This window comes from Abyssisolibacter fermentans (assembly GCF_001559865.1).
Lineage (GTDB): Bacteria > Bacillota > Clostridia > Tissierellales > MCWD3 > Abyssisolibacter > Abyssisolibacter fermentans.
On sequence record NZ_LOHE01000115.1, the window covers coordinates 1 to 13053 of the forward strand.

The following is a 13053-nucleotide window of genomic DNA, read 5'->3' on the forward strand; positions in this document are numbered from 1 at the left end:
ATTTTTAACTTGACATTTATACTATCCCACAACTTAACCCCATTAACTCTATCTAACTCTACAGTATTCTTAGTAAAAAAACTATTTGTAACTATTGCTTTTGTAGCATTATAATATTTGATGCAGATACTATTTCCTGCACTGCTTTTATTCCTACTTTTAAGTTGTATATTTTTGATTGGATTACTATTACTTCACCCTCAATCCTTTCAATAAAATAATAAACTGAATAATACCTAAATAATTTTTTAGGGTCTTCAATCCATTCAGTGGTTATATCATTAAATATACTCAGAATTTTTATTTATTTTAATATTTTATATGGTAATAATTACCGATTATTTACACCTAATATCTACCACCGCTGAGTATGTAATGGCTCTATTAATTTTTATGTATATACATTAACATCACTAGTTCCCCAATAATCATCATAAAATACTTTTCTTATTTTCATCTATAACCTACAAGTTTCTTTAATAGTTTATAATTTATTTATATAGCTTTTCGCCATAGCAAAATAAATGTAATATAAAAATAAATATACTAAATAAGCTAAATTATTAGGACCTCTTAATGAGGCCCTAATATATCAACAATGCTAATAGAACACTTTACTATAAGCTATCTAAAGCTATTAATAATAAACTCCAATAAAAGCTATTGAATATTATTAAAAAAGTTTTCTATTATTTCATATACTGAATCACTATCAACTGCATATCTTATATGGTCTATAGAAAATATTCTATCGCCTATTAAGACTGCTGAAAATATTTCTTCATTGTTTTCAAAAAAAGTAATACTATAGCTCCATCCAACAGAATCACTTTGTTCTTTCATTTTTTCAAATTTCAATTGACTATAAAATTCTATGAATTTAACTATTTGTTCTTTTTCAGTAATAAATCTATCTTCTCCAGTACTTCCATTACATATTTCGATTTTTGTAATGTTTGATACATCTTTTGGATAAAATTCTTTAAAACTAACAACATTAGGGGTTTTCATTTCATTGTATTTTAACATACCTAATACAATACATATAATTATAATCAGAAAAATAAATATCTTTTTCATTATATACAACCTCAATAATATAAATTTTATACTAATACCCAAGTAGTGAAGTTCTACTTAATCATGTCAATATAATTTCATAATTTATAGTACCTTGAACATTGCAATTTTTACCATTAACCATAAATATTGATTATCTGTAATACCCAGTTTTTTTATATTCTCTTTGCCTATAATTGATATGTTATATTTATAACCATTACGAATATTCTCATTAAGTTCTATTAAAGCATAATATTTTATGTCAATAATGAATTTATTTATAATTCATTATTTCTTTATTATAGCATACGAGTTATATTTATACATTATAATAAAAGTTTTAATTCATTCTCTCCACTATTCTCATCCTACAACATCACCCATTTGTTATATCTATAACTACCTATAGATATATATTTTTTCCCATAAGTGCTTATAATAATTGTAGTATTGTCTTTTCTGTAAAAAACCAAGATATAAGTTTTTGTATTTGTTGTATCGAACTCTTTTGCAAAACTACGGCATAACTTCAATTTATTAAAGTATGTAAATAAATCATTTATAGTCTGTTTGTCTGTAATCTCTAGTTTATTACTATACATTGTTGATTCAGGTCCATGTAAGATTGCTGTTAATTTTTCATAGTTGTTTACATCTATTTGATTATCTATTATGTAAGTAAATGTAGTAGGTTTAAATACTAAAAATAGGACAATTAATATAAGCATTACAAGAACAACTAATACTTTCTTAATCGTGGCTACTCCTTTCTAATTATTATGACTTATTATATTGTATGTTTGTAGAATTATAAAATCATTACTTTAACAACATACAGTATAACTTGAAGGAATATTTCTAAGAATTAAATGATGTGCTGGGGACTGACCACACTATACCTACAAAAAAATAGTCCAAGAATAAAATCCTTGAACTAAGAGGAATATTAACATAAATATATATGTCAATGAACCAGAGAATGTTTTTTGTTTGTTATTTCACTTTTTTAATTAGTTGTTCGTTAAAATCTTTAATTTCACTTAAAAAAACATAAATTTCTTCTTTCTTTTCATTTGAAAGCTTTTTTGAAGTCTTGCAATATAGTGATAATTCTTTACTTTTAGTTATAATATTTTCTATTTCAGTTTGAGGAAGGTCTGTATCCATTTTTAGTGTTTCATAATCATAAGTTAAAGAATTAAATTGATTTTCTAATTTATAAATGAAATGTAATTTTTCATTTTTATCAAAATGTTTGTAATGTGCATTTAAGATGACAACCGAATTAGCTGATTCATTATAATGATATGTTAATATATTCTCTTTATATTTTTCTAACATTTCTTTATTTTCGTTATATTTTGTTATAAAAATAACTACTATTAATAAGCATATAATTATAATTCCAATTTTTTTCATTTAGTCAACTCCTATATATTATATATTACGAATTGATTTTTAAATTGCAAATGATATTAATCTTTATCAGGTATTGTAAAACTAGATACTATGTCATCTGATTTTTCCTTATATTCTTTCATGTTTAAATAAGTTTCTTTTATCAAATCAATATTTTTCTTACCAGTAATATTATAATTATTGTATGTATTCAATAAACTCATCCAATTAACAAAAAATTCTTTGTGTTTATCGAAATTAAAATTGACTGTTTGCGGATTTGATATTTGATGGTTTATATATGTTCGTATATTATAATTCACATAAGTAATAAGATGAATTAATGAGCGAGATTCAATTTCATTAGAAAGCTGCTTATATAATGCTGAATATTTTGGAACATAGAATATTGATTTAAGTCTAGTTAAAAAATGTATTTTGTCATTTGCATCGTAATTACTATAATTATATTTGAAATCGTTTAAAGAATTATTTAATAATATACCATAATTTTCTAAGGTCCTCGATTTATACATCTCTATTTTATTTTTTTGATTAATATATTTTCCCATAGCTATACAGGATATTAAAATTATTATTATTGTAATTATAACTTTTTTCTCATATCTAATCTCCTTCCATGCAAATAATTTTACTATTAATAACATATATAGCGTTTTTACAAATAATATTTACTAGAATTTTATATACTAAATATAATCCCCAAAATATTTTTATATTAAAAGAGCTGTTATAAGCTCTTTTAATATAAAATTGAAAAACCCTTTATTATTTATTTCTTGTCAGATTTAGAAATATAATCATTCTATAAAAGCACAAATTTAATTATATTCTCTTTTTAAAATTAATCTAAATTAATGATTTTAGGCAATGAACTAAACTGTCAGGTCTATCTAAATATACTTCATGATCACTATTTTCTGCAATTATTAATTCACCTTTGCTGCATAACTTTGATAGTTCTACTTGCAACTCACGCCACTTGTTCTCATATAAAATAGCCTCCTCAATTGGAATATTTAGATTAATCCAATATTTTTCTGCTACTTTATTATCCCTTGCTATTATTTTTAGTGGAATATCAGGAAACTCACCCATTTCCTTTATGCTTTTACTGCTTTTTTCCCAATTTTCAAATTCATCAGCCATTGTTTTATAAAGTAAAGGGTTACTTAAAAATTCTTCACAATCTACGATTTCATTTTCAGATAGTATCTTTTTATATCCTGATATAATGTTTTTACATTGATTTTTAAGTTCTTTCTTTGATTTTTTTGAACTATTAATATTACCTTCTACCATTTTATCAATACTTATTAGAGAATTCATTACTGGTATATTAAGATTGTATAATTGTTTAAAGTTATACGAAGTTGAATCTACTAGAACTACCCCTTTTATTTTGTTAGGATACATTTTTACATATTGTTGTACACACAACCCACCAAATGAATGTCCCATCAGAATAAACTTATCCTTAATTCCTATGTTATCTAAGAGCCAGTTGAGTTCTTTAGCAATATTTTTAGTAGTTCTAGATTGATTTAAAACTTTGCTATTCCCATAGCCAGCTCTATTATACAAAATTATAGTAAAATACTCCTTAATATCATTAATCAAAGCATACCAATCGTAAAATGCCCCACCTATACCTGATTCTATAACGAGTATTTGCTCTCCTTTTCCAGTTATCTTATATTCCAAATCCAATTCTTTCATAATTATAATCCTTCCTTTCGCTTTGTTCAAGGCATAAAAAACAATGAAATAATTGCTTCGAGCGTTTTTTTATTATTCTATAGCCATAGGGATAACAGTTACCTACTAATGGAATTAATTGGGTTGCACAAATTGTTGGAGTGACTTCATAATTATATGTGTAAATTGACTTTTCAAGCACAAATAAGTGTAACTAAAAAGCACGCAAACTTATCTTTGTTTATACATTACTTGTTTATTGCTGAGCAATCAGTCAATGCTGTCTATCAACATAAATAATTATTAAAACGGTATACATTTACCATCATTTGTCACTCCTGCCTTTATCCATCTATTTTATTATAAAATCTTCTATTTTAACTGTTTCACTATTTGCTAAACAATTTATTTCTCTAGAATTATCAGATGAAGAATAACTCTTGGAATTTGTAATATGAAAAGAATACTACTAATAAAAATTAATATAAGTATATTTGTTTTTTCAAAATATTCTCCTTGATATGAATTTAACATTATCTAACTTTTTATAAGATTTGAATATTATTTTGAAATACCTGTTCATACAGAAATAATCTTCTCTATAATTAACTATGTTCTTAGTTCTTGGTTCTACATATATCTATATATTTTGTATTTTTTATAATTTATTTAATTTTTTTGTTTTATTATCCGTTAATTATTATATATTACATTTGTTTATTTTTAAACTATTATTATGTATATTTTGTTATATTATTGTTTTTTCAGTAATTAAATAGTATTATTATGTATCTTAAGTTTGTTATTTTTTGTAATATCTATTGCAATTTCTATAAACCTTTTATAATAAATAGATAATTTTTATTACATATTCTCTTAATAAAAACAAATGCACAACCCCCAATAACCTTGGAAATCATGCATTCACATCTAATCCGATTGCGTCAACGCTTTATTCAATTTCTCTATTGCCTTCTTCTCGATCCTAGATACATACGACCTTGATATACCTAAATTTTTAGCTATCTCTCTTTGTGTTTTGTCTCCTACATTTGTCAAACCATATCTTAGTTCTATAATCGTCTTTTCCCTTCCTCTAAGTACTTTGCTCATTTTTTTATACAGCTTTTTTATTTGTATTTGTAAATGAACTTTATCTACTACTTCATCTACTTCTGAACCTAATATATCTATTAATGATATCTCATTGCCTTCTTTATCTACTCCAATCGGGTCATGTAATGATACTTCTGACTTAATTTTTTTGTCTGCTCTTATAGTCATTAATATCTCGTTGTCTATACATCTTGCTGCATATGTTGCAAGTCTGCTTCCTTTTGTTCTATCGAAGGTGGATATTGCTTTTATTAAACCTATTGTTCCTATAGATATCAAATCATCTGTTTCTCTATTGGTGTTACCGTATTTTTTTACAATATGTGCTACTAATCTTAAATTTCTTTGTATTAATATATTCTTAGCTTCTTCATTCCCTTGTTCAAGTAAAATTATATACTTTTCTTCTTCTTCTTTTGACAATGGTTCTGGAAATGAATTTGCATTTGAAATATAACCTACAAAAAATAAATATGGTTTCAATAATTGAATAAAATTTATAATGAAGCACAACATAAAACGCACACCTCCATCATATACCCACATACTATAGATATGTGAGTTTGATGGAAAATGTGCATGTACTTGAGTTATTTAATAAATATAACTTGGTCATTTTTTACTACATTAATTCATATAAATTGAATTTTACTACTTACCTGATAATTTATTTACATCTTTTATCAAAATAGAGATTGTCCCATCTACGTTATTTATAAATTCTATTTTATCAGTATTATTAATATAATCATAAGGTAATTTAATCTCTACTCCTGTATCTGTAACTATCTTTTGCTTTCCAAACACTTTTTCTTTCTTTTCTTCGTCTATTACTATATTATCTTCCTTTAAACCTTTATTTTCAAGCTCTGTTATATAACTTTGTTTTAATTCTTCGTCTCCTTTGAAAATCTTCATTGCAACTTTTTCTATATTCACGTTGTCTTCATCATCTATGTTTTCTACAACTATTTTCTTAACTTCCATAATCTTCGAAACATCATCATCGTAATATTTTTTTACGAACTTTTTAGATGTCTTATTAAGTAAAGCTATCTTTTCTTTGTCTGAAAGAACTGTTTCACACTTCAAAAAATATTTTGACATGTAATTTTCTTTAACACCATCTATTTCAAATTCTTTTTCTCTTATTTTTATTTCCATATTATTTAAGTTTATTATAAATGCTTCATTTATCTTCTGATTTATGTTTGGTAATGCTGTTTTTTGTTTTATTATTGTATTTATATTTTTGTCACCATTTTGCTGTACATAATGTATATATGAATCACTATATGTAAGCTTTAGTAAGCATAGATATTGCTGCTCATCCTCTTCTAGTAACACAAAAATAATATCCCCTGCTGGAATATCAACATGTTTTAACATTAATTGATATAGCTCTCTTGCAATATCATTAGTTATATCTATAAACATTTCATTGTTGTCTTTTAATTTCAAGCACCAATCTATAATGTCACAACTTTCTTCAGTTAAAGAAGCACTCCTTAAATCTGAATCGCTCATTATCTTTTCAACATGAGTTAAAACAAACTCTATTATGTCATCATCTAATACTAGTTCACTATCAGACAAAACTGGTATACCTGTATTAGTGTCTAATATATGAACTATAATTTTCTTGATATTTATAATAAAACCCCCTTCATCTACATTTCAATTAGTTAATTGCAAAACTCTACACTATGCATAAATTCAATATTTACATACTATGAAGTAACTTAGTTTCCATAAAACAGCTGTAAGAAATACCAATATAGTTGCTAGGGAATCATCTCATGTTTCTTTGAAAGCGTGACTTCAAGAGTTCGTTTCTTCATCTCTCTTAAGTAGAGAACCAAAATCTACGATTTTGAGTGAATCACTTACTGCTAGGAACGCAGTGAGTAGTAAGCTTCTTATTCATTTCAAAACGGGCTCTTGCCCAGCCGTCAAAGATTATGAGATGGGTCCCCTCGCCCAAAACTTATGAGCTAAACAATTTAAAGCATCCACAGTATTCAAATTTTTGTTTTACAACTATCTTCTACCTTTCAATTGCTTCTATAGCTTTAATAACCTCTTGGAAAACTGTTCCAGCGTATTTACCTCCTGAAGTTCTATTCTCAAATAAAACTGTCACTACATACTTTGGATTCTCAAAATCATAGAAACCTGAAAACCACGCATGGTTTATTTTTTTTCCATTTGATTGAGCTTGAGCTGTACCTGTTTTCCCTCCTGCATTTAAGCTTATGTATTCTTTGGCAGTTCCATCTGTTATCACTTTTTTCATCAAATCTTTTATTATTAAAGCATACTCTTCATCAAATATTCTTTTATCTTCTTCTCTTGGAATATGCTTTACTACAGATCCATCTTCTAAAACTAATGCTTTTAGCAATGACATATCCTTTTGCAAGCCATTATTAGCTATAGTTAACATCATATTTGTAATCTGTAAAGGTGTAACCTCAATTTTCCCTTGCCCTATAGAAATATTACCTATTGCAGGACCTAATAATTCATTATTCTTTGGAAGAATTCCTTCTATCTCTTCCGCGGATAAACCTATATTTACCTTATGCCCAAAGCCAAGTTTAATAGCTGTATCTATTATTAATTTACCACCTAATCTTTGTCCCAGCTGTATAAAAGCACAGTTACATGAATCATAAAAAGCTTCTTCAATATTTATTTCACCATGACCACCATCTTTATGCGTATGACATTTTATCTCAGTATTTCCTATTTTCTGTACTCCATCACAAGTGAAAATTTCATCAAATGATACCATATCATTTTCTAAAGCAGCTAACAAAACTACAGTTTTAAATAATGATGCTGGCGGATATCCTACTCTTATACATTTATTAAAGAAAGCCATTGAAGCATTGCTAGATTTTGATCTTACATTTGCTTGATCAAAATTAGGTCTGCTAGCCATGGCTAATATATCTCCACTATCTACATCTGCAACTATTATAGCTCCATCCATTTGTTTCTCATCCATTATTTTTTCTACAACTTGTTGGATTGACTTATCTATAGTTAGCTGTATTGAATTTGTTATTTTTCCTATTGTTTTATCAACCTTTTGATAACCTAAACCTGGTATCATTTTTTTTTTGCCATCTACAATGAACTTTATTGATTGATAACTCTCATTTGCAGTCAATAAATCATTCTGAGCTTGTTCAAGTCCTGATACTCCTATATTGTCACTTTTTCTAACATACCCTATTACATGTGCTAGCAGATTATTTGGGTCATACCTTATTACTTCTTGTGATAATATTATACTGTTAGGTTTTTTTAATTTAGTTTCTTTTTTTATAGGTATTTTTATGATATTACTATTTTTTCTATTAATAATATCTTCTAGTTCACCATTAGAAAGCTCGCAGACATCTTTTATATAATTATATACATTTTTATCTTTTGACAATATTTCCTTTATAACAATACATATATCTTCTTTTTCACAATTAGTTAAAGGAATCTTATTTCTATCATATATTATTCCGCGTAATGGTTCTAATGCAATCTCGTTCACTCTTTGTCTCTCTGCTTGCTCTTTATATGATGAACCTTTTACTATTTGAATGTAACCTAATCTAATTGTAAGCAGCATGAAAGATAAACATACGAAAATATTAAATATAGTAAATCTACTAGTTGTTTTTCTTTTATCTCTCTTCATAAAAACACCCCCAAAACATATAACAACTTCTATTATTATTGACAATATGTTTTGAAGATATAATTGATCTTATAAATTATTATCTTTATTTTCAATTATAGATTTAATCTTTGTTACCATTAAATCCACTGCCACTTTATTATATCCTCCTTCAGGGATAATAATGTCAGCATACTTTTTACTAGGTTCTATAAACTGCATGTGAGCTGGTCTTACTGTTGTTAAATATTGATCTATCACTGAATTTAAGTTTCTTCCTCTTTGATTAATATCTCTAATAATTCTTCTTATTATTCTTACATCTGAATCAGTGTCTACAAATATCTTTATATCTAATAAATCCCTTAAATCTTTATTTTCAAGAATAAGAATACCTTCTAGTATAATTATATCTCTAGGCTCAACTGTTATCGTTTCTTTTTTTCTATTATGTATAGCAAAATCATATATCGGTTTTTGTATGATTTTACCATTTAATAAATCTTTAAGATGTTTTATTAATAAATCATTATCAAATGCAAAAGGATGATCATAATTAGTTTTTTTTCTTTCTTCAAGAGATAAATCACTTTGTTCTTTATAGTATGAGTCCTGTTCAATTATTAAAATATTTTTTTTAGGTAGTGACTTAAAAATAGATTTTGCTACAGTACTTTTACCTGAGCCTGTACCACCTGTAATCCCAATTAATATAGGTCTGTTCATTCTTACTCCTCCCTTGGTTTTCTGATAATATCGTATTTACAAACAGGTTTAGCTACTCTAAGCTTATATATTTGCTGAGCATGAGGAGCTGAATCTATTTCTTTATCATTCTTATTCCAAAGTTTTTCTATCTTTTGAGTAAAACATTCTTTATTTGGTCCAAATATCTCTACTTTATCTCCAACTATTACACGATTTCTCTGCTCTACTGTAGCAATATTTGTTTCTTCGTCGTAGTCTAATACCAAGCCAACAAAATCATAATTTCTTATATATGAGCTAGAAGTATACAACTGATCTTCTCCTGTTGGTTTTCCAAAAAAGAAACCTTTTGTGAAATCTCTATGACTAACTTTTTTAAGCTCATTAAGCCATTTATCGTTAAATTTATAATTATCTTTATCTCTATAGTACTCGTCTATTACCATCCTATATGCTCTTACTACAGCAGCAACATAGTATACACTCTTCATTCTTCCTTCTATCTTTAAGCTAGTTACTCCACTTTCAATCATCTGTGGTATACTGTCTATCATACATAAATCCTTTGAATTGAATATATATGTTCCTCTTTCATCCTCATATACTGGATAATATTCATTTGGTCTTTGCTCTTCAACTAAGTTATATTTCCATCTACAAGCCTGAGCACATTCACCCCTATTAGCATCTCTATGGGTCATATAATTACTTAATAAGCATCTTCCAGAATATGAAATACACATAGCTCCATGTATAAAAGCTTCAATATCTAAATTTTCAGGAGTTTTCTCATTCATGCATTTGATTTCTTCTAAAGAAAGTTCTCTTGCAACTATAACTCTCTTTACACCTTGATTATACCAAAAATTAGCTGCTGCATAATTAGTAGCATTCGCTTGAGTACTTAAATGTATCTCCATATTTGGTGTTGTTTGTTTAATTATCTCTATAACACCTGGATCAGATACTATAACCGCGTCTACATTTATTTCATCAAGCTGTTTTAAATATTCTGGTAGATTTACTAAATCCTCATTATGTGGAATTATGTTTAAAGTTACGTATACCTTCTTATTTCTTTTGTGAGCAAAATCTACTCCCTCTTTCATCTGATCTATATCAAAGTTTTTGGCCTGTGCCCTTAATCCAAAAGCTTGACCTCCAAGATAAACTGCATCAGCTCCATATATTAATGCCATTTTTAATTTATCTAAATTACCAGCTGGTGCTAATAATTCAACCTTATTCATAGTTATTTTCCTCCTTCAAAGTAGTTATTGCTACTCCATCACCTATTGGTATAATACTTGATTCAAACTTTTCATCATTGCAAATATAATCTAGATAAGCTCTCATTTTACGTACAATAGTTCTTTGTCTTCTGGGAACTAGATCATCATTAGCTATCATTCCTTTATATAAAACATTATCAGAAACAATAATACCATCCTTTGATAGACAATTTAAGCAACAAGACAAAAACTCCATATATTTACTTTTAGCAGCATCAATAAATATTAAATCAAATTTTTCATTGATTTGAGGCAAAATTTCATGTGCCTCACCATTTTTTATAGTGATTTTGTCACTAAAACCATTCTCTTTAATATTATTTAAAGCTATATCTATCATTTCTTTTCTTCTTTCAATTGTTATTATTTTACCATCATCTTTCATATAATATGCCATTAATAGAGCTGAATAACCTATTGCAGTTCCTATTTCTAATATTTTTTTTGGTTTCTTGATATTCATAATAACCTTTAACAGCTGAGCAACCTCAGGATGTATTATAGGTACGTTATTATCTTTTGCATAGGATTCTAGCTTTTGAAGTAATTTATTGTTTTTGGGAATTACTTCTTGTATATAATCTACTATGTATTGTCTGTTGATATTTTCCATAGTTATTCCTCCAAGCTTATTATCTATAATATACATAAATATAATACGTAGACTTGCCACGTATTATTTTCCATAGTACAAAATCACCGATTTTAAGCAAGAAACTCAAATCTATGATTAGATGTAAATCACTTATTCCTAAAAAGGAACTAAGTAGGAGTTTCATTAAGCAGTGAACTCAAATCTTCGATTTGATGTGAATCGCTTACTCCTAGGATGGAACTGAGTAGGAGTTTCATTATTTATCTACTGGTTTTTAGCAGCATTTTTAGCCCTTAAAAATTCATTATAGTTATCTGTAAAGGTATGCTTACCTTTATCGTAATCTGTTAATACAAAATATAAATAATCAGTATCATCAGGATTTAAAGCAGCTTGTATAGATTTTAACCCCGGTGAAGCAATAGGTCCTATAGGTAATCCTTTATTGATATAAGTATTATATGGTGATTCTATTTTTGTATCTGCTATGCTAAGATGTGATTTTCTTTCACCTAAAACATATTGTACAGTTGCACATGAGCCTAATTTCATGTCAATTTCTAATCTATTATAAAATACACTTGAAACTACAGCTCTTTCTTCATCTAACCTTGTTTCTCTTTCAATTATAGAAGCCATAGCAATTAGGTCATTTAAAGTAAAATCTTTATATAATTCTTGTCCTTTTATATACTTTATATATATTTTGTTAAACTCATCAAGCATCTTTCTTATTATATCATCTTCTGTTGAATCTACATATATCTCGTATGTGTTAGGAAACAAATAACCTTCCAGACCCAATCCTTTGGGAACTTGTTTTAAAAACTCATACTCATCTCTATAATTATCATCACTAGAAACAAGTCTTATAAAATTTTCTTTATTAAAATTTTCTAGTTCACTAAGCTTTTCTGCTATTTGTTTTATTTCATATCCTTCAGGAATAGTTATACTAACTGTTTCCCTGCTACTAGCACCACCTTTTATAAGAGAATCTATTATCTCTTTAAGTGCCATTCCATTATTTAATGAATACTTTCCAGCTTTAAAATGACCATCATTCTTGTTTATTTTAGATATCAAAACAAAAAATTCTCTATTTTTAATTAAATCATTTTTTTTTAAAATACCTGCAATAGTTTTTGTTGTACTGCCACTAGGTATCTCAATCTCAATTCTTTTTATATTTTCACTAGCTACTGGTTCCATCAAATAATCATAATAATTTTTTACTCCAAATAAAATTAGTGCCATTATAATAAAAAATAAACCCAATCTTATTCTTTTTAATCTTTTTTTTCTATGTTCTTTAACACCTTCTGCATTCGCCATAAATCTTCCTCCTACAAATCCTAGATTATTCATATTAAATACTCTACTGCATCCTTCTAATTTGAACATATCCATTAAATGGCTAATATTCCAATTTGGTATGCCTTCGAATTCACTGATATCTCCTAATTCAGAAACTTACAGCA

The 13053-nt window shown here is 26.9% G+C and carries 12 protein-coding genes; all 12 read right to left on the reverse strand.

Annotated elements, in window-relative coordinates:
* Window positions 1-660: 660 nt before the first annotated feature.
* On the reverse strand, window positions 661-1080 hold the full coding sequence (locus AYC61_RS20310) for a hypothetical protein (protein WP_066507623.1): 420 nt from the start codon (window positions 1078-1080) through the stop codon (window positions 661-663).
* Window positions 1081-1430: 350 nt separating this feature from the next.
* On the reverse strand, window positions 1431-1790 hold the full coding sequence (locus AYC61_RS20315) for a hypothetical protein (RefSeq protein ID WP_066507628.1): 360 nt from the start codon (window positions 1788-1790) through the stop codon (window positions 1431-1433).
* A gap of 265 nt (window positions 1791-2055) precedes the next feature.
* Window positions 2056-2481: a hypothetical protein gene (locus AYC61_RS20320; protein WP_066507632.1), complete on the reverse strand. Its 426-nt coding sequence runs from the start codon at window positions 2479-2481 to the stop codon at window positions 2056-2058.
* A gap of 56 nt (window positions 2482-2537) precedes the next feature.
* Window positions 2538-3128, reverse strand: a complete 591-nt coding sequence (locus AYC61_RS20325) for a hypothetical protein (RefSeq protein ID WP_066507636.1) — start codon at window positions 3126-3128, stop codon at window positions 2538-2540.
* 202 nt (window positions 3129-3330) lie between these two features.
* Window positions 3331-4200, reverse strand: coding sequence for an alpha/beta fold hydrolase (locus AYC61_RS20330; protein ID WP_066507644.1), 870 nt, complete (start codon window positions 4198-4200; stop codon window positions 3331-3333).
* A 909-nt stretch (window positions 4201-5109) separates the two neighbouring features.
* Window positions 5110-5811 (reverse strand): RNA polymerase sporulation sigma factor SigK, encoded by a 702-nt coding sequence (sigK, locus tag AYC61_RS20335; protein WP_066507652.1) that lies wholly within the window; start codon window positions 5809-5811, stop codon window positions 5110-5112.
* A gap of 135 nt (window positions 5812-5946) precedes the next feature.
* Complete coding sequence (locus tag AYC61_RS20340; protein ID WP_082760093.1) at window positions 5947-6951, reverse strand: nucleoid-associated protein; 1005 nt, start codon at window positions 6949-6951, stop codon at window positions 5947-5949.
* 391 nt (window positions 6952-7342) lie between these two features.
* Window positions 7343-8998, reverse strand: coding sequence for a peptidoglycan D,D-transpeptidase FtsI family protein (locus AYC61_RS20345; protein ID WP_066507662.1), 1656 nt, complete (start codon window positions 8996-8998; stop codon window positions 7343-7345).
* A gap of 69 nt (window positions 8999-9067) precedes the next feature.
* Window positions 9068-9703 (reverse strand): uridine kinase, encoded by a 636-nt coding sequence (gene udk, locus AYC61_RS20350; protein WP_066507666.1) that lies wholly within the window; start codon window positions 9701-9703, stop codon window positions 9068-9070.
* A 2-nt stretch (window positions 9704-9705) separates the two neighbouring features.
* Window positions 9706-10935 (reverse strand): peptidase U32 family protein, encoded by a 1230-nt coding sequence (locus AYC61_RS20355; protein WP_066507669.1) that lies wholly within the window; start codon window positions 10933-10935, stop codon window positions 9706-9708.
* On the reverse strand, window positions 10928-11590 hold the full coding sequence (locus tag AYC61_RS20360) for an O-methyltransferase (RefSeq protein WP_066507672.1): 663 nt from the start codon (window positions 11588-11590) through the stop codon (window positions 10928-10930). Before AYC61_RS20360 ends, AYC61_RS20355 begins: the two co-directional genes overlap by 8 nt.
* A 246-nt stretch (window positions 11591-11836) precedes the next feature.
* Entirely contained in the window at window positions 11837-12976 is a 1140-nt protein-coding gene (mltG, locus tag AYC61_RS20365; RefSeq protein ID WP_162265494.1) for an endolytic transglycosylase MltG, read from the reverse strand.
* Between the last annotated feature and the right edge of the window lie 77 nt (window positions 12977-13053).